The organism is Acinetobacter sp. NIPH 298, from assembly GCF_000369505.1.
Lineage (GTDB): Bacteria > Pseudomonadota > Gammaproteobacteria > Pseudomonadales > Moraxellaceae > Acinetobacter.
In genome coordinates this window covers 1,551,885-1,575,160 of record NZ_KB850055.1, presented here as the reverse complement: position 1 = coordinate 1,575,160, position 23,276 = coordinate 1,551,885, and the positions used below count along the sequence as shown (strand labels likewise).

Below are 23,276 nucleotides of genomic sequence, written 5' to 3'. Positions count from 1 at the left end.
TAGAATGAATGATAAAAAAGTACTTGAAACAATTTTGTAATAGGCGTAATTCTTGTTGCTGTAATTGCCTTAGAGTAATCATTCCTAAGGATAAAATCATAAAAAATAGTTAAGGAAAAACGAAATGCATATGAAGTTATTAACGGTTGCGATGCTGAGTACGAGCTTATTACTTACAGCTTGCGGCGGCGGTGACGATAATGGGACGACGATATTTGTTCCAAAACCTGAAATTCCTGAAAATAATATAAAAGATCCCGTACCCAGTATACCTACTAATTATGAGCTAGATGGTATGGCTACTGCTTCATCAGATAGTGTTGTAATGACCTATAAGATGTTGGGTGTCAATAATAAAGAAGTTTTGGCAACAGCTTTAGTATTTACACCGCCAGCTTCAGTTTCACAGCCTGAAAATGGTTGGCCAATTGTAGTTTGGGCGCACGGAACGACTGGTGTCGCTGATCAATGCGCTCCAAGTCGCCAAGGTTTAGGTGGTAATGAAGTTTTATTAAAAGCACTTTTAGCATCAGGGTATGTTGTTGTTGCACCTGATTACGAAGGGTTGGGTGAACCTAGTGAGCGAGAACCTCATCCATTCTTAAATGTGAAAAGCGAGGCATATTCAATCACTGATGCCGTTGTTGCTACACGTGCTTACTTAACAAGCCTGAATAAAAAGACAAATGGACAATGGTTGGCTGTTGGACATTCTCAAGGTGGGCAGGCTGTACTTGGTGCAGCGCAATATGCAAGTCGTGCGAAGTTGGAATATAAGGGATCCATAGCAATTGCACCTGCATCAAATTTGGCGCTAATTTTAGCTGGTGGTGAAAATCTAGCAACTAATGAACCTGATCCAATTAAAAAAATCGGTATATTAGCTCCTTTGGATACATTTACTGCATTGATTACGGCGGGTCTAAAAAATACTGATCCAAGTTTTAAATTTAGTGATGTATTTGATTCACCTACAGATCTAATTGCCGCAACTGCAGAAACCTCCTCTGCAAATTCTGCATGTTATGATACTTTAGGCCAGGCTTTGGGAGGAGCTATGGTGAGATATCTAAACGATAATAAAACGCTTAAAGGGTATCCAAGAACGAAAGCTAATTTTATGGCTATTCCAAGTGTTAAAGCTTTTTTAACCCTTGATTCTCAACCATTACAGAAAAAAATAACAACGCCAATTATTATTTATCAAGGCACTCAAGACAAAACTGTACCTAAACAAGTGACAGATTTTCTAGTTAACTCTGCTAAAGTCGTGGGAACACAAATTCCAAGTTCTAATTATCGAGTAGGTGAGTGGGATCATACGACAGCTTATTCTTTAAATATTGGAAATATTGTGAAGGATGTAAGTGTATTAATGCCTGCTAAATAGTTAGAACTAAAGAAAGCTTGAAGGCTCAGTTTTCTTTGCTTCAGAGAACTGGGCTTTGATGCTTAATTTTATGACTTCTGTTTACACATCTTTATTTCTAATATATTGATTGGATAAAAACGTCGTTACGATCATCCAAATTTATACTTTGAGTTTTTCAAGTTAAACAAGAATGGAATTCACGAAGAATTAAATAAATATCAATCTGTGAAACAGTAAACTTCATGCTATAATTCGCACCAATCTTTAGCACGGCTTAAAAGCCCTAATTTATAGGACCCTCCGCTAATGTTTGCCAATATTTCTATTGCTGAATTTGATCCAGAAATTGCTCAAGCGATTGCTTCTGAAGGCGTACGCCAAGAAGCTCATATTGAGTTAATTGCATCTGAAAACTATTGCTCTCAAGCTGTGATGGAAGCACAGGGATCAAAACTTACTAACAAATATGCAGAAGGCTATCCTGGCAAACGCTATTATGGCGGTTGTGAATATGTGGACGTGATCGAACAACTTGCAATTGATCGTGCAAAAGAATTGTTCGGTGCTGATTATGCAAACGTTCAACCACATGCGGGTTCTCAAGCGAACTCTGCCGTTTACTTAGCGCTTCTAAATCCTGGCGATACAGTATTGGGTATGAGCTTGGCGCATGGCGGTCACTTGACGCATGGTGCTAAAGTTAGCTTTTCTGGTAAAACCTATAATGCGATTCAGTATGGTTTAAATACTGAAACTGGCGAAATCGACTATGAAGAAGTTGAGCGTTTAGCGCTAGAGCACAAACCACGTATGATCGTGGCGGGTTTCTCTGCATATAGCCAAATCGTTGATTGGCAGCGTTTCCGTGACATCGCTGACAAAGTCGGTGCTTACCTATTTGTTGATATGGCGCATGTTGCTGGTTTAGTTGCAGCGGGTGTTTATCCAAACCCAGTGCAAATTGCTGACGTAACAACCACAACAACGCATAAAACCCTTCGTGGTCCGCGTTCTGGTTTAATCCTTGCGAAAGCCAATGAAGAAATTGAGAAAAAACTTCAATCTGCAGTTTTCCCAGGTAACCAAGGTGGTCCTTTGATGCATGCGATTGCTGCTAAAGCAATTTGTTTCAAAGAAGCGATGTCAGAAGAGTTTAAAACTTATCAACAGCAAGTTGTTAAGAATGCTCAAGCGATGGCTGAAGTCTTCATTTCACGTGGTTACGATGTTGTTTCTGGCGGTACAGAAAACCATTTATTCTTGTTGTCATTGATTAAACAAGAAGATGTAACTGGTAAAGATGCAGATGCTTGGTTAGGTGCTGCTCATATCACAGTAAACAAAAATGCTGTTCCAAATGACCCGCGTTCTCCATTCGTTACTTCTGGTATTCGTATTGGTACGCCTGCGGTAACGACACGTGGCTTCGGTGAAGCTGAAGTACGTGAACTTGCTGGTTGGATCGCTGATATCATTGATAGCAAAGGTGATGAGAAAGTCATCGCTGATGTTAAAGCTAAAGTTGAAACTGTTTGTGCAAAATTCCCAGTATATGCAAACTAATTTGTATATCTAAAAAAGCGCCGTAAGGCGCTTTTTTATTGTCTAATTAATTTGATTAGAGATAGAGTTTTCAAGTAATTATATTTTTTATCTGCTTATGTAGGATTAATTTCTAGTCGCGAATAAAAAGCACCCGAAGGTGCTTTATTTGAATCAATGGCGACGATTTTTTTTCTTTTTCCATTTTTTCTTTTGGTTTTGGCGGCTATCGTAATAACGATCTTGACCGACTTGCCGACCTAAAGCCGCACCACCAGCAGCACCAGCAGCAGCACCGATATAACCACCTGTAGTTCCGCCGACATTTTTACCAACAGCATAACCACCAACACCACCTAAACCACCACCAATGGCAGCTTCTGTACGAGTACGTTTGTTACTTGCAGCAGCAGCGCCACCAGCACCACCTACAGCAGAGCCAATCAAAGCACCATTATGGCCGCCAATTTCTTTACCAATAGCCGTACCTGCCACACTACCTAGCGCTGATGTTGCCGCGACACGAGTGGCATTATCAGCATGAGCAACAGTGACCAAAGAAGATGTTGCGAAAATCGCACTACACAACCAAACGTTTAATTTCATTTTTGACTCCATGTCCTGAGTAAATTGGACATCATTTCTAATGGTTGCAAATGTAACAAGAGTTGAGTGAGAAATTGTGGAGAGGTCAGTCTTAAGTATTGCGGTTTAGTGTCTGGATTGTAGCATTTTGTTGCGAAACAAAAGTTATTATATAAAAAATCATGATAAAACAATTGGTTGTGATTTTATGGTGAAAGAAGTTTTATGATCTAAAACTTCTTTATATTTATTTAAGGGTCTGCTGACATTTCACAGACCTTAGTCTTGATCATTTTGTTGTGATGAAGATTCTTCGCGCTGTGGTTGACGCGTATCAAGTCCTGTTTGTAGACGTAAATAGTTCAAATCACGAATATTCTTTTGTGTCGCCACCACACCAAACAAGCTGAGTAGAAATGACATGATGTAAAAACCTTTTTCACTCATGGTGATGTCGGCATTCCATAAACTAATCAGTAACAGCACAATACATACAGCCATAGATGCCCAGCATAAAGCATAGTAGATCGCTGTCACGGGAATCTCTTCTAATTGGTCTCGAACTGTTTTTTGTAATGACGCGGCAGAAAATAAGCCATAAAGTAAAATCACAAAGTAATAACCTTTTTCATGCAGCGGCATATCAGCATTCCATAATCCGATAATGAAACCAACAGCTCCTGTAAGTAATGCGACCCAACTTGCCGCAATAAACGCAGAGGTAGGGCGGTTAATAAAATTATTCATCGTTTTATCCTATTGTTTTATCTTTGTATTTACTCTTTTAGACTTTTTTATATATGAGATCGGCAATTAGAACAAGTCATGAAAACCAAAGCAGAACAATTTGTGATGAAATGATGATGGAATCGTAAGTTACGGGGCTTCTCTATGTCTTTTAATCAGTAGAATCTGTAAACTATGCGCAATTTTTTGATTTTGCTTATGCCTTATCATTTTGATAAGCGCTGAGCCTTTAGATTTTGAGATATTTCGCCCATGAAAGCATCACTCCGTTTAAGACTAGATCAACTTTGTGATCGTCATGAAGAGCTGACTGCATTGCTTGCTGATGTAGAAGTGATATCAGACAATAAACGTTTCCGTAAACTGTCTCGTGAACATAGTGATTTATCAGAAATTACCGAAGTTTGGGGTAAATATCGTCAAGCTGAAGAAGATATTGAAACCGCAGAAATGATGAAGTCTGATCCAGATTTCAAAGATATGGCCGAAGAAGAGATTAAAGCCAATAAGACGCTTTTGGCTGAATTAGAAGAACAACTCAATGTTCTGATGATTCCTAAAGATCCAAATGACGCCAATTCAGCATATCTAGAGGTTCGTGCTGGTACAGGTGGGGATGAAGCCGCAATCTTCTCGGGTGATTTGTTCCGTATGTATAGTAAATTTGCTGAAACACAAGGCTGGCGAATTGAAGTGCTTTCAGAAAATGAAGGTGAGCATGGCGGCTATAAAGAAGTGATCTGCCGTATTGATGGTGATGGCGTATATGGTCGTTTGAAGTTTGAAAGTGGTGCGCATCGTGTACAACGTGTTCCTGCAACCGAATCTCAAGGTCGTGTACACACTTCAGCGTGTACTGTTGCCATTCTGCCAGAAGTCGATGTCGATACCACAGTTGAAATCAATGCCTCAGATTTACGTATTGATACATACCGTGCATCAGGCGCAGGTGGTCAGCATATTAACAAAACTGACTCCGCTGTGCGTATTACCCATATTCCGTCGGGTGTCGTGGTTGAGTGCCAAGAAGAGCGCTCTCAACATAAAAACAAAGCCAAAGCCATGGCGCTACTGGTTTCTCGTTTAGAAAATGCAAAACGCCAAGCACAGGAAACGGCAACTTCTGAAATGCGTCGTGATTTAGTAGGATCAGGCGATCGTTCAGAACGTATCCGTACCTATAACTATTCACAAGGTCGTATGACAGATCACCGTATCAATCTAACTTTATATAAGTTGGATGCGATTATGGAGGGTGATTTGACTGAATTACTTGATAGTTTACATCGTGAATATCAAGCAGATCAGTTAGCAATGCTGGCGCAGGAAAATGGCGGCTAATGAATATTGCTCAAGCTTTAGAGATGAATGGCGAGATTGATAGCTATGAACGTCAAGAAGCAGCATGGCTACTTGAACATCTTTTAGGTGTCAGTTCTTTAGAATTAAAACTAAGACTTGAGCAAGAATTGACTGAAATTCAAGAGCAAACTTACCTCGCGGGGCTTGCTCGAATTTCGCAGGGTGAACCACTCGCGTATGTCATCGGTTCACAACCATTTTGGACTTTAGATTTAAAAGTGACATATGACACTTTAGTTCCTCGTCCAGATACTGAAATACTCGTTGAAACTGTGTTGAACTTAGTGCTTGCTCGGGATATTAACATGGTTGATTTGGGCACAGGAACAGGGGCAATTGCTTTAGCCCTCGCGAGTGAACGGCCACAATGGTCAGTGACAGCAACCGATATTTATCAACCGACATTAGATGTTGCTAAAGAAAATGCGGTTCGACATGGCTTAACTCAAGTTAAATTTGCTTGTGGGGCTTGGTTCGATGCTCTAGACGCGCAAAAGTTTGATTTAATTGTATCAAATCCGCCTTATATCGATCCTGATGATGTGCATATGCAAAAGCTCAAGTCAGAACCTGAACGTGCATTAGTTGCAGATCAGCATGGGCTAGCGGATATTGAGATCATCATTTCTCAAGGGAAAAGCTGGCTCAAGGCTAAAGGATGGATTGTCCTTGAACATGGTTATGATCAAGGACAAGCAGTACGTGAAATCTTTGAACAGTTCGGTTTTAGCGAAATCGAAACGATCAAAGATTATGGTGGTAATGATCGAGTCAGCTTAGGACAAAAGCTGTTTTAATCCTCGATATATTGCTGAACTGCTTTAGCTAAACCTTGCTCGCCTTGTTGTTCTAAACCAGCGACAACACCTAAAGCATCAATTTTCTCACGATTTTGACTAAGCTTGAATTTACCCGTAATTTTTTCAATTTGGATCTCAATTCCAATAATCCCTTTCAACTCTTCGGCAATATATTCGTTTGGTGCATCTGACATTTTCCAAGGTTTGGCTTGTTTGGCCTCATGCGTACGGGTGAGTTTTGCCAGAATTCCTCGCAAAGACTTTTCATCATGTAAAAAGTTAATCTTTCCTTTGATATGCACAACTTGATAATTCCATGTCGGTACATGTTGATGATGTTGCTGCTTAGTTGGATACCAGTTAGGCGAGATATAACCTTGTTCTCCCTGAAAAATAACGAGGACGTCTGTGTTATTCTCAATTTGTGTATGTAGAGGGTTACCCTTGGCGATATGCGCGATTAAAACAGCAGTATCACTTTCTTTGTCGAGTAATAACTTAAACGGCAAATGATTGGCTTCTACACCTTCAGCACTATGACTAATCAACGTTGCAAAAGGATAGTCTTGAATGAGTGCGTATAACTTCTCAAGATCTTTTTCCACAAAAATTTCAGGTAAGAACATCATTAAACTCCATTTACTACTCTAAATGACCGAGAAAATTTTGTTTACTCGGAGATGATTTCCTATAACTACCGGGACTTACGCCACTCCATTTTTTAAATGCGCGGTGAAAGGCACTGGGGTCATGGAAATTAAGATCATCGCTGATGCTTTGAATTGAATCATTAGTTTTACTTAATCTTACAATCGCAATATCACAACGAATATCATTTTTAAGCTGTTGATAACTGACACCTTCTTGTTTTAAGCGGCGTTGAATCGTTGCAGTCGACATATTCAATTGCTGTGCAAAATCTTTCAGCTCAGCCCACTGAGAAGGTGCTTGTATGAGCAGTTGACGACGGATTTGCAAACTTAAAGAATTTTCATTCTTAAAACGTACAATCAGATTGTAAGGTGTATGTTTTAGAAAATCCTTTAAGGCATTTTTATCTTTCTTAATTTTATGTTTGAGATAATGTGCATCAAATTCAATTCTGTTTTGTTCGGCATTAAATTGAATATTTTCACAAAAACGGACACGATAGTCCTGTATTTCTACAGGCTGATGACATTTGAATGTCATTTTGTGAAAGTTAATGCGTTGATCACTTAACCAACACATTAAACTATGCACTAACATTAAGAATGTGGAGTAAGTGAACATACGTTTAGGTTGTTCACGATCATGTAATATTAAATACGCTTTATCGCCTTGTTGAATAAGTTCAGCTTGAATATCATCAAGCACTAGCGCTAAAAATCTCAGAATTTCCTTAATCGCTTGCTCTAATGTTTCGGTATTAAATGCCAGTTTGGCCAATAATTTATAACTTCCTCGGCGCATTGGATGCGTATCCATTCCCAAGAATTCGTCATTCATGCTTTCAGCAAGTTCTACCCATAATTGTGCACACTGTGTGACAGGAATACGGGCTTTCGTTGATGTTAATAACTCAGATGAAATGCCAGCGCGATTCGCAATCTGTACAATATTCAAACCACGACTTGCAGCGACGCTCACTGCTTCACGAATCAGTGCATTCGAAATTGTATCTTTAGTGGAATGAAGATCAAGACTTGGGTTTAGGCTCATATGCGACAGGAACAATAGGAGGGTAAATCGGTTGAATGCTCAAAAGTTGCATCACATTTGTTACTTTTTGGAATTGTATCGGAAAAAAGTTGTCTTTACTCTCTGTTATAAAAATATATCACTTTAATTTGATAGGAAAAGTAAATGAAAATTCAAGGAAAGCACTTTGTTATTACAGGTGGTGGTTCAGGTCTAGGTGCTGCAACTGCTGAATATCTCGTTGAAAAGGGTGCTTCTGTTACCTTGGTGGATATGAATGCCGAAGTTGGAGAGCAACAAGCGCAGGCTTTGGGTGTAAACGCGCAGTTTGTAAAACTAGATGTCACTGATGAACAGGCAGCAGAGCAATTCTTTAAAACTGTGCTGGAAAAACATGGCAGTTTGCATGGTTTAGTGAACTGTGCAGGGATTGGGCCATCGGCAAAAGTAATCGGAAAAGAAGGTGTGCATGATCTTGCTATGTTCTCAAAAGTTTTGCATATCAATGTCACAGGGACCTTTAATATGCTTCGCTTTGCAGCAGATGCGATGAGCAAAAATACCGTCGAGGACGGTGACGAAGATCGAGGTGTGATCGTAAATACAGCATCAGTTGCTGCTTTTGATGGTCAAATTGGTCAGGCCGCTTATTCGGCATCTAAAGGGGCTGTGGTGGCGATGACCTTACCACTTGCGCGTGAATTGGCACGTCATGCGATTCGCGTGATGACTGTGGCACCAGGCATTATGGAAACGCCAATGCTCAAAGGCTTACCACAAAATGTCCAAGATGCGTTAGGGCAAATGGTGCCTTATCCATCACGTTTGGGTCGTCCTGAAGAATTTGCGCGCTTAGTGGTTCATATTGCTGAGAACTCATATCTCAATGGTGAAGTGATTCGCTTAGATGGCGCGATTCGTATGGCAGCGAAGTAACTGAATCCACCTGAAAAGTGCAGTCAAATAGCACTGTACTTTTCAACTTTTTTGATCGTTTTAATGTATCAGTTTGTAGCCTATTTTGACGCATGCTTGATTTACTTATATATTGATAATGAAAACTATTATCAAATTGGATTTAAATAATGCGATATCTGAACAAAGGTTTATTGGCTTTGGTTGTGTGTTCGAGCTTGAGTATGTCTGCTTTTGCAGATTTCACACAAGCACCATTACCCTACAAAAGTAATGCTTTAGAGCCTGCCATTGATCAGCAAACGATGGAAATTCATTATGGTAAACACCATAAAGCATATGTCGATAATTTAAATGCTCAGATCAAGACGTATTCTGAATTGGATAAATTAAATGTAGAGCAAATCCAACAACAGATTTCTAAATACAACGCCGCAGTTCGTAATAATGGTGGTGGGCATTTTAACCATACTTTCTTTTGGGAGAGCTTAGCGCCAACCAATAAAACAGGAAAAGCAAATGCCAAGCTGTTAAAGCAAATTGATCAGGATTTTGGCTCATTTAAAGCGTTCCAAGAGCAATTCAATCAAGCAGCGACCAGTCGTTTTGGCTCAGGTTGGGCATGGTTAATTGTCAATTCACAAGGTAAATTAGAAGTTACTTCAACCCCAAATCAAGATAACCCATTGATGGATATTGCTGAGAAAAAAGGTCAACCTTTGCTGGGATTAGATGTTTGGGAACATGCGTATTATTTAAAATATCAAAACCGTAGAGCGGACTATACCAAAGCCTTTTGGAGCGTCGTGAATTGGAATAAAGTCAATGAGCGTTATACAAAAGCGGTAAAATAAAATTTAAATTGGGATGCTTCAAATAAAAGCGATGGTGTTAATAACGCCATCGCTTTTTCTATTTATTCTCCAATATCCCAACGTTTAAAAGCACGGTTAAAACTTGATATAGACGAATACCCCAGTTTTTTTGCGACGTCATCTTTGGTGATAAAAGGGTTCAGGAGCAATTTTTGAGCTTTTGACTTACGAACATCATCATAAAGGATTTGGAAGCTTATATTTTTTTCTTGCAACATACGTTGTAAGGTTCGCTTGGTAAGATTTAATTTTTTTGCAACTTGATCAATGCTTAACAAGCCTTCAACTTCATCATCAATTAATTGTTTGACGCGATACAGGATATCTTGTGTTGTCGCTAAATCATCTAATTCTTTTTGACAAAGGAGCTTAAATTTTTCGGAAGTGAGTGGATCTGACATGCTCAAGGGCATTTCTAAAAGCTGAGTAGAGGCAATTAAGCAGGTACGAGGTTGCTCGAAGCGGATTTGTTCAAAAGTCGAGCTTAGTATCTCTTCAAAACGAGAAAAATACTCTGGATATTTACACTGTAAATCTATACTCGGTTTGAAGCTTGGAATGAAAAATCTGACCAAATATACAAAGCCCGTTAGAAAGAAAACACAGCTAAACTCATATGCTTGTAAGTCAGCACGATCATCAAAATCAATCGCAGTACCGTCATAAATAATATGGTAATAGGCGCGTTCTTGCTCGATGTTAAAACTTAACTCAACAAATGAACATTGCAAACTGACAAATTGATTGATGGTTTCAATAGCATCCAGCGGATTTTTTGAGATTGCGACTGTAAAACCAAGCAAACCATGTGAGCTAATTTTTAATTGACGGCCTGCGAAGAAACCAAGGCCTTGTTCTTTGGTGAGTTCAATCGAGCGCGCAATCACTTTTTTAAATGAAGAAAGACTAATTTTATAATTCAGATCGTTTAGTTTTTCTATTTCAACACCAGTGCCCCAAAACAACTCTGCAACAGTGATATCCCACTGTGAGACGACTTCACTAATCAAGTGAGCATAAGAACTACTAATGAAATGCTGATGAAGATGGCGAGGAATACTCATAACGCTACTCAAATTCCTTTTGAAAGCTTATTTGATTTAATTTGAAAATAATGTAGCACACGTAATTTCAAAATGTACACTCATCGGAATTTTGTAACTTAATAAAAAAATTGGCGCGTGATGTTATGATTTTGGCGCAGTTTGTTTTAGTCTAAAAATCACACAATATTTCTTGCGAGTATACTTTTGCAAGTCTTTTGTAGATTTGGAATGATTCCTTATACAAAGTTTAAAGACGATATTGTTGTTATAAAAATGAAAAATGCTTGGAGCAAAAACGTGAAAAAAAAATATCTAAACGCTATGACTTTGATGGCTGGCATGCTGGTGAGTAGCGGATCTGTTGTTCATGCCGGTTTATTCGATTTTCTATCACCAAAAGCATCATGGCAAAATTGTAATGTGAACTCCTGCTCCGTTGGCGGAAGTGCAAGGGTGACATCTGACTATGCAAAAACCAAATATCCTATTTTGTTAGCACATGGGATGGCTGGTTTTTCGGCTGTTGGCCCAATGCAATACTGGCATGGGATTACAGAAGACTTGGTTGGAAATGGTGCAAATGTCTTTGTGGCACAACAAGCATCCTTTAACTCATCAGAAGTTCGTGGTGAGCAGTTATTACTCCAAACCAAACAAGTTTTAGCGATTACAGGTGCTGAAAAGGTGAATTTGATCGGACATAGCCACGGTACACATTCGATTCGATATGTGGCAGGTTTATTACCGAATAGAGTTGCATCTGTTACAGCAGTTGGAGGTCCAGTTAAAGGTTCAGATGTTGCTGATGCAGTATATGCCTTTACTCAATCTCCAGTTGGCCCTGCCGCAACTCCTGTGATTACAGCGGCGGTGAATGCATTTGGTGCATTGATTGGTATCGGTTCTGGTAATTATTATGATCAGAATTCTTTAGCAGGGCTTAATTCACTAACGACGGCTGGATCTGCTGACTTTAATCAACGCTTTCCAGCAGGTGTACCAACAACAGCCTGTGGATCAGGTACGGAGCTTGCAAGTAATGGGGTTCGATACTATTCATGGAGTGGAACAAGTCCATTTACCAATGCTTTAGATCCAATGGATTATGCATTAACAGCGACATCATTAATAATACCGGGTGAAAGTGATGGTCTTGTTCCTCGTTGTTCAAGCCATTTGGGCACAGTAATACGTGATAACTATGCATTTAATCATTTAGATGAAGTCAATCAGGTCTTAGGGCTAGTGGGCTTTTTACAAAATCCTGTGACACCATTTCGCCTCCATGCTAACCGATTGAAAAACCAAAACCTTTAAAAATATCATCAAGGGAGTAATGGATTTACTCCCATGATTTAACATGGATTCAATAATTAATTAGAAAATAGAGTAACGGAATATGAGTGCCAAGTTTTTAAATAATAAGACAATAATTTTAGTAAGTGTTGCGTGTTTATTTATTATATTGGCGCTAATTTACTGGGCTTTTAAACCCTCAGTGCAAAATCAAAGTAGTCAAAATGATCTGCATACTCAAAGCTTGATGAAAAATAATATTCTGCCAAATGGTGATAATGAAAGTAAGACAGGGAAAATGCCTACGCTTGCGCCGTCTTTACAGGGCACTCAAATTGATTGTCCAATTCAAGTTGATGCAAAAGGGAAGTTGATTTTAACTGTTGGTATTCGCAGTTGTTTTGATTATTTCTTTTCGAGTTTGGGAGAAAAGACTGAACCTGAGCTTATTTTAGATATTCGACAATACTTAAGCGCAACTTTACCTGAAACGGCTGCAAGTTATGCAAGCTACTTACTTGATCAATATGTGGCCTATACTCATAGCTTGAAGAACCTTCGAACCAGTACTCATTTTAAAAGCGATGAAATTGATAAATTTCAAAATATCATTGATCAAATGGCGAAGTTACAGCAACAGTTTTTTAATGAGGCTGAAATCCAAGCTTTTTTTGGGAATGAAAGAAGTCTGAATCAGTTTAGTATTGATCAAATGCGCATTCACGCCAATAAGAGTTTAACCACTCAGCAAAAGGCAATGGAGTTGGCGAAGACGATTGATCATTTACCTGAGACGATGGCAGATGGTGTGAAAGTTTCAATGCAATTTTCTGAATTGCAGCAACTTACTCAAGAAATTAAAGAAAAGGGTGGCTCAGCTCAAGAATTACGTAATATGCGAGAAAGTTTGCTAGGACCAGAAGCGGCTGATCGTTTAGAAAAAGTTGATCATGAAGAAGCTGTATGGCAAAAACAGGTCAATCATTATCTGTCAGAGCGTCAGCGAATTTTGCAAAGTGATGTGGGTGATGCAAATAAACAGAAATCAATTAATCAACTTCGGAATAGTACATTTGGTACTAAAGAGGAGTTATTGAGAGCGCAGTCTTATGAAATTATGCATGATCAGAAGAGGTAGGGGGGTGAAGCTGCCTATGTAGCAGTGAACTTATCCCAAGTTATGCAAAGCATGGTGATGCATTTCTAAGCTGCCTATGCGGCAGTGAACTTCCTCATTCATGGAATAAACCTTTAATATTATTTCTAAGCTGCCTATGCGGCAGTGAACCTTTCTCGAATCAATACGGGTGAGCTTGTTGATTTCTAAGCTGCCTATGCGGCAGTGAACCAATAATCTAACGGTCAGTAATTCTTACTATATTTCTAAGCTGCCTATGCGGCAGTGAACGGTGAAAAACCCAAAGATTCTAAACATGCTATTTTCTAAGCTGCCTATGCGGCAGTGAACCCCCATCATCCAGTGTACTGAACTTTTCACAATTTCTAAGCTGCCTATGCGGCAGTGAACAACAAGAGATTTATCAAGAACCGCCTCAAGAGTTTCTAAGCTGCCTATGCGGCAGTGAACGATGCTTTTGTCTGAATGTCGCCTCCTTTACTTTTCTAAGCTGCCTATGCGGCAGTGAACCATCATCAGTCGCTCGCGTACCTGCTGGTAAATTTCTAAGCTGCCTATGCGGCAGTGAACATCTTAGCTGCAAATCAAATCGTATGTATTGCTTTCTAAGCTGCCTATGCGGCAGTGAACTATAAAATAGCATAAATAAATTAAGCAAAAACATAAAGTTGAACGCTAATTTATGTAAATACCCAAAGTTTTTACACTGTATCGTAACTTATTGATTTTATTAGGCTGTTAAAGAATAATAAAAATATTGGGGTAAAAGTGTGAGTTTGTCAAAGTAAAATCATTGAAGATATAACACTTATTTCTTTGCTAAATCATTTTGCACATTTAAAATCAAGAATAAGTGATTCATTTGAGAAGAAAGAACGTGTCTGACCATCAAGAAAATGCATTTGAACTGAGTGACGATGAGATGCATCTATATAGTCGTCAGATTCTGTTGGATGGTTGGGATATCGAAGCACAAGAAAAGCTGAAACTTGCTAATGTTCTGATTGTCGGTGCAGGGGGTATCGGTTGTACCAGTGCTGAATTGCTTGCTCGTGCGGGCGTAGGAAAGATAACGATTGTTGATGCCGATAGTATTGAAATGAGCAATCTACAACGACAGATTGCGTTTACCTCAAATGATTTGGGACACTACAAAGCAGAAGTTCTAGCTAAACATCTACAAGATATTAACCCACATATACAAGTCAACTATCAAAATATACGATTTGATGAAACGAATGCTGATGATTTAGTACAGCATCAAGATGTAGTTTTAGATGGTTGTGATAACTTTACTACCCGATATCTAGTAAATTTAACTTGTAGAAAGCAGCAAGTTCCACTGATTAGTGCGTCTGCGATTGGTTTTGAAGCACAATTATTCATGGTGGATACCGATTCAGCTTGTTATGAATGTCTATTTCCTAAAGAACAGCAAGCTGATGAAGGCCTACGTTGTGCTGAGTCTGGGGTACTAGCGACCACACCTGTAATGATAGCGTCATTACAAGCACATCACACTTTACTTTATCTAGGCTTGGGTCTAACACCGCTCAAGCAAAAACTGTTACTTTGGAATGGTTTCAACCTTTCACAGCGCATTCTACAATTTGAAAAAGATGCAAATTGTCCAGTTTGTCAGGCAACTTGATCGGTAATATCAGCAAACTTTGCTAAACTAATGCCATTTTCGAGACAATGAAAGATTATGAAAAGAAATATTTTATTTGATGGACTACGCTCTGTTGCACGTATTGGTGAGACAGTTATGGTTGCGGCACAAGCAGGTGTGAAATATGCAACCGAAAAACCGAGTAACGCTAAACTTATGCGTGAAACCTTTGAATCATTAGGTTCAACTTATATTAAGCTCGGGCAGTTTATTGCCAGTACACCATCTTTATTTCCTCGTGAATATGTTCAAGAGTTCCAAGGTTGTCTAGATCAAACCCCAACGTTGCCATTTAGTTATATTCAAGGCGTTTTGGCTGAAGAGTTTGAGGGCAAAAACCTCAATGAGATTTTTAGTTTTATTGATGAAAAACCGCTTGCTTCAGCATCAATTGCCCAAGTACATGCTGCTAAATTAGTCACAGGTGAAGACGTTGTATTGAAAGTACAAAAGCCTGGGGTTGAAACCATCTTATATACGGACTTAAATGTTGTACATTGGGCTGCAAAATTACTAGAAAAAGCGGTTCCAAAGATTAAATTTGCATCTTTGTCCGAAATTGTAGATGAGATCAAAACACGTATGGTACGTGAAGTCGACTTTATTGAAGAAGCGCAAAATCTCGATGATTTTGTTCAATATCTCAATGTTTCAGGCAATACTGCTGCAACTGCACCAAAGGTTTATCATCAGTTTTCAACACGCCGTGTTTTAACGATGCAGCGTTTGTACGGTGTGTCATTAACGGATTTTGATGTTGTTAAACAATATGCAAAAGATCCAACGCAAGTTTTAATCACAGCAATGAACACTTGGTTCGGTAGCTTAATGCTATGTAAAAGTTTCCATGCTGATCTGCATGCTGGCAATCTGATGTTGCTTGAAGATGGGCGTGTTGGTTTTATTGATTTTGGTATTGTTGGGCAACTCAATCCTGCGGTGTGGACAGCGTGTATGGCATTTATGGATGCTTTGCAGCATACCAATTATACCGCTATGGCTGAAAACATGCTCAAGATGGGAATGACCAATAAAAAGATCGATACACAAGTATTGGCTGATGATTTAGAACGTTTATTTAGCGGCGTATTATTGGCTGACCCTCAAGAAATTTTGAGTTCAAATCCTGCTGATTTGAATGACATCATGATGGATATGATCGGTGTTGGTGAGCGTCATGGGATCAAATTCCCGCGTGATTTCGCTTTACTATTCAAGCAAATGTTATATTTTGATCGTTTCATGCGTATTCTTGCACCATATACCGATATTTATGCTGACCAACGTCTGAAAATGGTTCACAATATCGAACCTGCTTCGTTTTTAAAGCATTAATTTATTTATCGGTTCATTACTAGGTCATTATGGATGCCATTATTATTGAAGGATTAAAGGTTGATACGGTCATTGGTTGTTTCAACTGGGAGCGCCAAATTATTCAACCTTTGATGTTAGATCTCACCATTCATAATGATCTCAGTCAGGCTGCAAACTCTGATGAGTTAGATGATACTCTTAACTATGCTCAAATTTGTGAACTTGCAGCCGAAGTGATTCAACAAGCTCAACCCAAACTCATTGAGCATGCGGCTCAGTTAGTACTTGATCGTTTATTTTCTACTTTCCCTTCAGTCGAATCTATTATTATCACGATTCGCAAACCTGCAATCATTGCACAAGCTCAAGCAGTAGGAATTCGTCTTGAACGCAACAGAAACGATTTTTGCGCTCGCACTGGCGAGTAATGTTCAGCAACAGCAAAATTTTACTTTTGCTTATACTCAACTTGCAGATTTAGGTACGGTGAAGTTTTCTCCGATTTATCAAATCCCATGTCGTGATGGGATTGGTGCTGATTATTGGAACTCAGCATGTTTATTGCAAAGCCATCTGCCTGTTGATGAAATAATAGAGATACTCAAAAAATTTGAAACGCAATCGGGGCGTATTCGTCCATCGCACCATATCAGTTTAGATATCGATGTAATTGCCTGGGGCAATACTTTAGACAATATGCAATTTAATCCAAAAAAGTTACCATTAGCATTAGACGTAAAAATTCCTTTAAGCGATTTATGGCAGCAAACTGCATTAAGTTATGACCAAAATATACAGTATCCTGTCATTACAATATAATTTTTTATAAATAATAGCGAATAATTAGGAAGCGCTTTATGAAGACTATTTTACTCGGTTTCACTTTGGCGGTTTTACTTTCTGGCTGTGCGTCAATGAGTGTTGAGCAATGTAAAACAGCAAATTGGTTTAATGTCGGTGAGAAAGATGGTTCGGCTGGGCATGCATCTCGTTTAGATAAATATTATTCATCTTGTCAAAAAGCCAATGTTGTTCCAAATCAAAGCTTATATGAAAAAGGTTATCAGAAAGGCTTGGGTTATTATTGTCGACCTGAGACCATTTTTAATGAAGCATTAGATGGTCGTGGTGATTTTAGGGTTTGTCCAATCGAAAAACGAGAGTCATTGCGTAATTATTACCAAGTTGCAAATGCTTACTATCAAGCAGACTCAGAATTCAATCGTTCACAAACTGACATAAATCATTATCTCAAAGAATTGGAGCGCAAAGATCTATCGATTAAGGATCGTGATGATTATAAAAAGCGTTTATATGATTTAAGAATAAATAGTAGTCGGGTGCAATCACGCTATCACGATGCAGTTCGAAACTTAGAGCGCTTTAAAGCAGAGCATGGTTTAAACTAATTACGAACAATTTCTAAAAAAGCCTATGGTTTATTTCATAGGCTTTTTTTACTTTTAGAGTCAACATTTAAATTACAGACCTATTATATGATTGATGTTTAAATAAATAATTGATGAATAGAACATACAAGGGTGCACTATGCAAATGAAGCTGATGATTGCTGGTCTTATCTCCTGTGGCGTTATGAATTCTGCTTATGCAATCGATGCCAAATATAGACAACAACTGGAATTTTCAGGCTGTACACAATTAAGTGAATTACAAGGCTGTGATATTAGCAAAACTAAAGAAGAAAATATCAAAGCTGGATTCGTTCAATCTAGTACCGTGGTCACTGATCAAAATACATCAATAAGCCAGCCGCAGTGGATCGCTGAACGACGAGATGGAACATCTTTAGCTCGGATCAAAATTGATCAGCAACAGCGTATTTGGGTAAATGATCTAAGAGTTATAGCTGTAAAAAATCGTGATCAAATCAGTTTTAGGCAAGGAAAAATTAACTATACGATTTTTACAGATACAGAAAAGCAATCTCAAAGTTTTTGGTATGATCGTTATTCAAAAGATAAGGGAAAAATTGTATTTAAATAAAATTACTTAAAGTTTTGAAAAAATAGGGGAATTATGATTTCACAATTCCCAAGTCTAAAATTTATAAATAATAACTGGTTTTAGTCATCAATTTTGAAATGGCGGTCATGGTGATACGCACAGGCGCTGGTAGTTCAACAACGCCACCTGCTTGTAATGCGGTGTCGCGATGCTGTAACTCATCCTCATTCATTTGCTCTAAGATCTTACGGGAACGGTCATCGTGTTCAGGTAGTTGTTGAAGATGCTCTTGCAAATGTTGACTGACTTGGCGCTCAGTTTCCGCGACGAACCCTAAACTGTATTTATCACCTGCAATTCCAGCGATTGCGCCCATGCCATAAGATAACCCATACCATATTGGGTTTAAGACACTGGTATGACTATCCAACTCTTTTAAGCGATCCTCGCACCAAGCTAAATGGTCTTGTTCTTCAATCGCAGCATGTTGCATTTCTTTACGGACATGTGGAAGTTTTGCCGTCAATGCCTGACCGTGATAAAGCGCTTGTGCGCATACTTCACCACTATGGTTTACCCGCATTAAACCCGCGACATGGCGTGCATCGCTGACGCATAATTGTGCAGCTTCGTTATGTGCAGGATTGGCGCGCTGAGAGGCGGTCGCACCCGGAACTAAACTGCGTAATGCTTGGTCAAAGGAGTTAATGAGTTGGTCGAGACCTGTGTACTGACGCATAGATTAATCCTCTAAAGTATTGGGAGCGTTTTCCAATAAAGGTTTTAGGCGTTTTAATAACCAGAATGAATAAATTGCACTTAAAACCGCAGTAATCGTAAATAATATTTTAATATCAATTTTTAAGATGCTTAAGATTAAAATTGAGAAAATTGCTGAAGAGACCATAAATATAGCATTCAGAATGTTATTTGCAGCAACAACTCGAGCACGATGAGAGCGTGGTGAATAGGCTTGCATCATTGCATATAAGGGGACGATATAGAATCCACCGCTAATGCCAAGCAAAGTGACTGCAAGCATAACATGATAATACACAGCACCTTCGGTAAAGACATCTTTTAAGCTCAGCAGTTCACCTGTGCGTTCTGGTACAAACGCTAAGCTAGCAGCCAAATAAAGCGCGAAAACGGTTAAACCAATCGCGCCATAAGGAACCATTTTGATATTAATGTCAGTTCCACCAATTCGTCTACATAGTAAAGAACCGACACCAATACCGACAGAGAAAAAGGTGAGTAGTAAGCTGACAACATTCTCTGAAGCATGAAGATTCTGTTGAGTGAGCTGTGGAATCTGAGTTAAATAAGTCGCCCCATAAAACCAATACCAAGAGTTACCGAGCAGAATCATAAAAATAACAGGAATACTTTTCGCGTATTTTACCGTTTGCAGGCTTGTACGGAGAAAATTCCAGTCTATTTTTAAATCTGGCGCTGCAACTTTTTGCGGGAGAATAAATCGACTACACAAATAGCCTAAGCAAGCAATCGTAACAACCGTAATACTAATCCACAATAAATTGCCTGCAGAGGTTGCAATCACAGCGCCACCCAAGATCATCCCGAATAAAATGGCGATAGATGTACCTGACTGGAATAGCGCATTTCCTGACATGAGTTCATTTGGCTTTAATATTTCAGGGAGAATGGCGTATTTGATTGGGCCAAAACAGGTTGAATGTGTTCCCATTAGAAAAAGAGCCAATAACAGTAGCCACAAGTTACCGAGCAAGAAACCTGCGGTACCGATCAGCATAATCACGATTTCAAGTAGCTTAAGCAAACGGACGAGCTGTGATCTTTCATATTTATCAGCAACTTGACCAGCAGTTGCAGAAAAGAAAAAGTAAGGCAAAATAAACAGTAAAGCAGCTAAATTATTGAGTGTACTTACGGCTGCGGTTTGTTGTTGAATCCAACCATAAGTAATGACTAAAAGAAGGGCTTGCTTATAGACATTATCATTCAGCGCGCCGAAAAATTGAGTGAAAAACATCGGGGCAAACCGACGTGATGTCATTAAGCGCTCATCTTGTTTCATCATGTGTTCACTTCATTGTGATTTATAAAAAAATGTGACGTAGTGTAAATTTACTAAATAATACATGTATGATACTTTCATGTTTGATTGGATGAAAAATCAAAGATTTGAAGCGGTTTTCAACCATCAAAAACGATAAATCTAAAAAGTAAGTTTAGAGTACTACATGCTATCTAAATCTAAGTTTAAACAGTCAACATTGGTTCATTCTATGCATTTAATTTTTAAAATGCAGAGCTTTCCTAAACTTATTTGTAGTGGTTTTTTGATTAGTTGTTTTATATCAAATGCTTATGCGGAAGATCAGGTTGCCGAAGCGATTGAAAATCAAACAATTGAGCGGATGAAAGATCAGGTTAAAAGCATTCCTGCTCCAGAAATCCCAATTCAAGCCTTTCAAATAGATCAACAAAATTTCAATCCGGCACAAGACAGTGTGGCTGCACTGAAACAACAAGAACAGGCAGCACATCAAATTGATGTGTTGCAGCCGATCGATTTGGATGAAAATTTAGACAATTTGCCAGTGATCACTGTTGATCAAAATATGGCGAATGAAATCTTTCAGGTTGCCGAAGACGCAAAAAATCAAGCACAGTCACATCGAGCAGACACTTCGAAGAACACCGATATTTTAGTCAACGAAGCAACACAAACTGAGCTCACCGAGATCAGTCAGGCACCTATTAATATTGATCAATTGATGAAGGATATCCAAACCGATAGCCAGATCATTGTTGAAGCAAATGAATCAGGTAAGACATTGTCTGAATTTCAGGTGCAAACAGATCAAGAGCAAGAAAAAGTTGGGTTCTTTAAAAGGGTTTTGAATCGATTGCGCCCAGAAAATTTGCTCGGTGCAGACAGAATTCCGCGTATTAGTGCGGATGTGACAGGTGCTCCACCTGTGCTTGCTGCAAATATCAAAGCAAAGCTATCCAGTTTTACACAGGAGGCTTTCGAGGAGTTTAATGTCGCTTTGCCTCAATTGAGAGTATTGACCAATCAAGCGGCGCAAGCAGTCGGCTATTATGATTCAACCTATACCTTTGAGAAATTGAGTGATAGCAAAGTCAAAGTGAACGTTGTTCCAAATGAACCCGTTCTTATAAAAGAACAAAATATTGAATTTACTGGCGCGGGTGAAAATGTCCCTCAATTCCAAGTTATTGGTTTGATTCCTGAGCAGGATGAAGGTGATATTTTCAATCACGGTAAATATGAGGCAACCAAAAATAAAATTGCAACAACAGCGTCAGACAATGGTTTCTTTGATGCATTTTGGCGATTACATGACGTTAAAATTAGCCAGCCTGAGAAAACAGCAGAAATTAATTTAAAGTATGAAACAGGCGACCGCTATAAACTCAAACAAGTCCAATATAAAATGAGTGATCCGAGCAAGCCATTACCACTGACACAAAAAGTGCTCGACAGCCTCGTGCCTTGGAAAGAGGGTGATGATTATGCTTTTTGGCGGGTTAATCTTTTAGCAAATAACCTAACCAATACGCGTTATTTTAATTACACGTTGGTCGATACCATTAAACCAGATCTGAACCAACCGCCTTTAGAGTTACCGCCTGACTTGCAAGCATTGGTCGATCAACAACGTATCGAGCAATCTCAGCTCTTAAATACACAGCAAAAAGCTGACTTAGCGCGACAGAAAGTGACCTCTGCCGAAGAAGTCACCCAAGATGTTGTAGATGAGTCCCAGTTCTCAGGGAGTGAACCAGCACAAGCTTATTCTTTGGCACGTTCGATGCCAAGCGTACAGGATGACAATCAAGAGCGGCAGCAACAAGAAGAACAAGCGCGTTTGGATAAAAAGATTCCAGTTGTAGTCACCTTAAATGCCGATCGGTTAAATAGTATTGAAACAGGTGTGGGTTATGGTACGGACACTGGAGCGCGTATTCGTTCTCAGTATCGTCGTGCAATAGTCAATAAACATGGTCATGCTTTTGATGCCAACATCGAGGTTTCGGAAATACGCCAGTCTATTGATGGACGTTATAGCATCCCTTATAAGCATCCACTCAATGACTACTTTAACCTTGTCGGAGGTTATGAGCGTGAAACTCGAGATGACATCGGTCCTAACATCGGTTTGTTAGTTGAGTCTGCTGTACTTGGTGGTGAACGTGTAATTAAGAATCCACTTGGAAATTGGCAGCATACTTTTGGATTGCGCTATCGCTTAGACCGCTTAACTGAAAAAGGGAATGTTGATATTTCGGAGTTACCAGATGCCTTTAAAGCAGCAGGTACAAACTCTGAGCAACAATCGTTACTCTTAGGTTATGAAATTTCTAAGACAAATACGAATACTCGTTTAAATCCAACCAAAGGCTTTAAACAAATTTATAAACTCGAATTAGGATCTGAGTCACTCCTTTCAGATGCCAATATGGCGATACTGGGAGCAGGTTGGAGATTTATTTACTCGCTAGGCGAAAATGACAATCATCAATTTGTCGGGCGTGGCGATGCAAGTTATATTTTTACCGATGATTTTAATAAAGTCCCTTATAATTTGCGTTTCTTTACGGGTGGTGATCAATCTTTACGTGGATTCGATTATAAAAGTCTATCCCCAGAAATAGATGGATATAAGATTGGTGGGCAGGCGTTAGGTGTTGGATCGTTAGAATATAACTATCAATTTAAAGATGGTTGGCGTGCTGCAGTTTTTTCTGACTTTGGTAATGCTTTTGATAAAGATTTTAGTAATCCAACTGAATATAGTGTAGGTGTTGGTATCCGTTGGAGATCTCCAATTGGTCCGATTCGTTTGGATGTTGCATCGGGTATTTCTAATGAAAACCGCCCAATTCGACTGCACTTCTTTATTGGATCACAACTTTAAAGACTTTTTATAACCCTTTAAAAGCGAAAA

Annotated in this window: 22 protein-coding genes and 1 CRISPR repeat array; of the genes, 15 read left to right on the top strand and 7 right to left on the bottom strand. The window is 39.0% G+C overall.

The genetic code is table 11. The features are described from left to right. The first annotated feature begins 124 nt into the window (after positions 1-124). Entirely contained in the window at positions 125-1,390 is a 1,266-nt protein-coding gene (locus F903_RS12380; protein WP_005197451.1) for an alpha/beta fold hydrolase, read from the top strand. 288 nt (positions 1,391-1,678) lie between these two features. After that, positions 1,679-2,935, top strand: a complete 1,257-nt coding sequence (glyA, locus tag F903_RS12375) for a serine hydroxymethyltransferase (protein WP_004670686.1) — start codon at positions 1,679-1,681, stop codon at positions 2,933-2,935. Positions 2,936-3,088: 153 nt separating this feature from the next. Here glyA and F903_RS12370 read toward each other — a convergent pair whose 3' ends face one another. Both F903_RS12370 and yiaA read right to left on the bottom strand, forming a co-directional pair. Further along, entirely contained in the window at positions 3,089-3,520 is a 432-nt protein-coding gene (locus F903_RS12370; RefSeq protein ID WP_005197450.1) for a glycine zipper domain-containing protein, read from the bottom strand. Positions 3,521-3,778: 258 nt separating this feature from the next. After that, complete coding sequence (yiaA, locus tag F903_RS12365) at positions 3,779-4,246, bottom strand: inner membrane protein YiaA (RefSeq protein ID WP_004670688.1); 468 nt, start codon at positions 4,244-4,246, stop codon at positions 3,779-3,781. 252 nt (positions 4,247-4,498) lie between these two features. On the opposite strand from yiaA, the gene prfA reads away from it, so the two are divergent. Both prfA and prmC read left to right on the top strand, forming a co-directional pair. Next, on the top strand, positions 4,499-5,587 hold the full coding sequence (prfA, locus tag F903_RS12360) for a peptide chain release factor 1 (RefSeq protein WP_005197449.1): 1,089 nt from the start codon (positions 4,499-4,501) through the stop codon (positions 5,585-5,587). Next, a complete protein-coding gene (gene prmC / locus F903_RS12355) occupies positions 5,587-6,405 on the top strand; it encodes a peptide chain release factor N(5)-glutamine methyltransferase (RefSeq protein WP_005197448.1) in 819 nt (272 codons plus the stop codon). The genes prfA and prmC overlap by 1 nt, the downstream gene beginning before the upstream one ends. On the opposite strand, the gene F903_RS12350 is transcribed toward prmC, so the two are convergent. Both F903_RS12350 and F903_RS12345 read right to left on the bottom strand, forming a co-directional pair. Then, positions 6,402-7,034 (bottom strand): FMN-binding negative transcriptional regulator, encoded by a 633-nt coding sequence (locus tag F903_RS12350; protein ID WP_005197447.1) that lies wholly within the window; start codon positions 7,032-7,034, stop codon positions 6,402-6,404. The two genes, prmC and F903_RS12350, sit on opposite strands and share 4 nt — an antisense overlap. Positions 7,035-7,050: 16 nt before the next feature. Further along, positions 7,051-8,109: an AraC family transcriptional regulator gene (locus F903_RS12345; protein WP_005197445.1), complete on the bottom strand. Its 1,059-nt coding sequence runs from the start codon at positions 8,107-8,109 to the stop codon at positions 7,051-7,053. Positions 8,110-8,253: 144 nt separating this feature from the next. On the opposite strand from F903_RS12345, the gene F903_RS12340 reads away from it, so the two are divergent. Together F903_RS12340 and F903_RS12335 are read left to right on the top strand one after the other, a co-directional pair. Then, positions 8,254-9,024, top strand: coding sequence for a 3-hydroxyacyl-CoA dehydrogenase (locus F903_RS12340; protein WP_005197444.1), 771 nt, complete (start codon positions 8,254-8,256; stop codon positions 9,022-9,024). Between the two features lie 149 nt (positions 9,025-9,173). Beyond that, on the top strand, positions 9,174-9,857 hold the full coding sequence (locus F903_RS12335) for a superoxide dismutase (RefSeq protein WP_005197443.1): 684 nt from the start codon (positions 9,174-9,176) through the stop codon (positions 9,855-9,857). Between the two features lie 62 nt (positions 9,858-9,919). On the opposite strand, the gene F903_RS12330 is transcribed toward F903_RS12335, so the two are convergent. Beyond that, complete coding sequence (locus tag F903_RS12330) at positions 9,920-10,942, bottom strand: AraC family transcriptional regulator (RefSeq protein WP_005197442.1); 1,023 nt, start codon at positions 10,940-10,942, stop codon at positions 9,920-9,922. A 279-nt stretch (positions 10,943-11,221) separates the two neighbouring features. On the opposite strand from F903_RS12330, the gene F903_RS12325 reads away from it, so the two are divergent. The 8 genes from F903_RS12325 to F903_RS12290 all read left to right on the top strand — a co-directional run bounded on the left by F903_RS12325 (position 11,222) and on the right by F903_RS12290 (position 18,351). Then, on the top strand, positions 11,222-12,241 hold the full coding sequence (locus F903_RS12325; protein ID WP_005197441.1) for a lipase family alpha/beta hydrolase: 1,020 nt from the start codon (positions 11,222-11,224) through the stop codon (positions 12,239-12,241). 82 nt (positions 12,242-12,323) lie between these two features. Next, positions 12,324-13,358, top strand: coding sequence for a lipase secretion chaperone (locus tag F903_RS12320; protein ID WP_005197440.1), 1,035 nt, complete (start codon positions 12,324-12,326; stop codon positions 13,356-13,358). A gap of 62 nt (positions 13,359-13,420) precedes the next feature. Further along, a CRISPR array of direct repeats spans positions 13,421-13,988; the repeat unit is 28 nt; unit sequence TTTCTAAGCTGCCTATGCGGCAGTGAAC. Between the two features lie 292 nt (positions 13,989-14,280). Then, on the top strand, positions 14,281-15,009 hold the full coding sequence (locus F903_RS12315) for a HesA/MoeB/ThiF family protein (protein ID WP_416202030.1): 729 nt from the start codon (positions 14,281-14,283) through the stop codon (positions 15,007-15,009). A 57-nt stretch (positions 15,010-15,066) separates the two neighbouring features. Further along, the gene (locus F903_RS12310) at positions 15,067-16,365 is read left to right on the top strand and encodes an ABC1 kinase family protein (protein ID WP_004670699.1); all 1,299 of its coding nucleotides are present in this window, start codon (positions 15,067-15,069) and stop codon (positions 16,363-16,365) included. A gap of 29 nt (positions 16,366-16,394) precedes the next feature. Further along, positions 16,395-16,775 carry a dihydroneopterin aldolase gene (folB, locus tag F903_RS12305; protein ID WP_004670700.1) on the top strand — a complete coding sequence of 127 codons (381 nt, stop codon included), beginning with the start codon at positions 16,395-16,397 and terminating at the stop codon, positions 16,773-16,775. Next, entirely contained in the window at positions 16,732-17,166 is a 435-nt protein-coding gene (locus F903_RS12300) for a 2-amino-4-hydroxy-6-hydroxymethyldihydropteridine diphosphokinase (protein ID WP_005197438.1), read from the top strand. The genes folB and F903_RS12300 overlap by 44 nt, the downstream gene beginning before the upstream one ends. 38 nt (positions 17,167-17,204) lie before the next feature. Beyond that, on the top strand, positions 17,205-17,756 hold the full coding sequence (locus tag F903_RS12295) for a DUF2799 domain-containing protein (protein ID WP_004670702.1): 552 nt from the start codon (positions 17,205-17,207) through the stop codon (positions 17,754-17,756). Between the two features lie 139 nt (positions 17,757-17,895). Then, complete coding sequence (locus tag F903_RS12290; protein ID WP_005197437.1) at positions 17,896-18,351, top strand: hypothetical protein; 456 nt, start codon at positions 17,896-17,898, stop codon at positions 18,349-18,351. Between the two features lie 61 nt (positions 18,352-18,412). Here F903_RS12290 and coq7 read toward each other — a convergent pair whose 3' ends face one another. Both coq7 and F903_RS12280 read right to left on the bottom strand, forming a co-directional pair. Then, positions 18,413-19,051, bottom strand: a complete 639-nt coding sequence (coq7, locus tag F903_RS12285; RefSeq protein ID WP_005197435.1) for a 2-polyprenyl-3-methyl-6-methoxy-1,4-benzoquinone monooxygenase — start codon at positions 19,049-19,051, stop codon at positions 18,413-18,415. A 3-nt stretch (positions 19,052-19,054) separates the two neighbouring features. Then, positions 19,055-20,377, bottom strand: coding sequence for an MFS transporter (locus F903_RS12280; protein WP_155757051.1), 1,323 nt, complete (start codon positions 20,375-20,377; stop codon positions 19,055-19,057). A gap of 163 nt (positions 20,378-20,540) precedes the next feature. On the opposite strand from F903_RS12280, the gene F903_RS12275 reads away from it, so the two are divergent. Beyond that, positions 20,541-23,246 (top strand): autotransporter assembly complex protein TamA, encoded by a 2,706-nt coding sequence (locus F903_RS12275; RefSeq protein ID WP_005197431.1) that lies wholly within the window; start codon positions 20,541-20,543, stop codon positions 23,244-23,246. Positions 23,247-23,276: the final 30 nt, after the last annotated feature.

Excerpts from the sequence above, each read along its gene's own strand:
- F903_RS12380 (WP_005197451.1), top strand. The coding sequence starts at position 125 with ATGCATATGAAGTTATTAACGGTTGCGATGCTGAGTACGAGCTTATTA.
- glyA (WP_004670686.1), top strand. The coding sequence starts at position 1,679 with ATGTTTGCCAATATTTCTATTGCTGAATTTGATCCAGAAATTGCTCAA.
- F903_RS12370 (WP_005197450.1), bottom strand. The coding sequence starts at position 3,520 with ATGAAATTAAACGTTTGGTTGTGTAGTGCGATTTTCGCAACATCTTCT.
- yiaA (WP_004670688.1), bottom strand. The coding sequence starts at position 4,246 with ATGAATAATTTTATTAACCGCCCTACCTCTGCGTTTATTGCGGCAAGT.
- prfA (WP_005197449.1), top strand. The coding sequence starts at position 4,499 with ATGAAAGCATCACTCCGTTTAAGACTAGATCAACTTTGTGATCGTCAT.
- prmC (WP_005197448.1), top strand. The coding sequence starts at position 5,587 with ATGAATATTGCTCAAGCTTTAGAGATGAATGGCGAGATTGATAGCTAT.
- F903_RS12350 (WP_005197447.1), bottom strand. The coding sequence starts at position 7,034 with ATGTTCTTACCTGAAATTTTTGTGGAAAAAGATCTTGAGAAGTTATAC.
- F903_RS12345 (WP_005197445.1), bottom strand. The coding sequence starts at position 8,109 with ATGAGCCTAAACCCAAGTCTTGATCTTCATTCCACTAAAGATACAATT.
- F903_RS12340 (WP_005197444.1), top strand. The coding sequence starts at position 8,254 with ATGAAAATTCAAGGAAAGCACTTTGTTATTACAGGTGGTGGTTCAGGT.
- F903_RS12335 (WP_005197443.1), top strand. The coding sequence starts at position 9,174 with ATGCGATATCTGAACAAAGGTTTATTGGCTTTGGTTGTGTGTTCGAGC.
- F903_RS12330 (WP_005197442.1), bottom strand. The coding sequence starts at position 10,942 with ATGAGTATTCCTCGCCATCTTCATCAGCATTTCATTAGTAGTTCTTAT.
- F903_RS12320 (WP_005197440.1), top strand. The coding sequence starts at position 12,324 with ATGAGTGCCAAGTTTTTAAATAATAAGACAATAATTTTAGTAAGTGTT.
- F903_RS12315 (WP_416202030.1), top strand. The coding sequence starts at position 14,281 with ATGCATCTATATAGTCGTCAGATTCTGTTGGATGGTTGGGATATCGAA.
- F903_RS12310 (WP_004670699.1), top strand. The coding sequence starts at position 15,067 with ATGAAAAGAAATATTTTATTTGATGGACTACGCTCTGTTGCACGTATT.
- folB (WP_004670700.1), top strand. The coding sequence starts at position 16,395 with ATGGATGCCATTATTATTGAAGGATTAAAGGTTGATACGGTCATTGGT.
- F903_RS12295 (WP_004670702.1), top strand. The coding sequence starts at position 17,205 with ATGAAGACTATTTTACTCGGTTTCACTTTGGCGGTTTTACTTTCTGGC.
- F903_RS12290 (WP_005197437.1), top strand. The coding sequence starts at position 17,896 with ATGCAAATGAAGCTGATGATTGCTGGTCTTATCTCCTGTGGCGTTATG.
- coq7 (WP_005197435.1), bottom strand. The coding sequence starts at position 19,051 with ATGCGTCAGTACACAGGTCTCGACCAACTCATTAACTCCTTTGACCAA.
- F903_RS12280 (WP_155757051.1), bottom strand. The coding sequence starts at position 20,377 with ATGATGAAACAAGATGAGCGCTTAATGACATCACGTCGGTTTGCCCCG.
- F903_RS12275 (WP_005197431.1), top strand. The coding sequence starts at position 20,541 with ATGCTATCTAAATCTAAGTTTAAACAGTCAACATTGGTTCATTCTATG.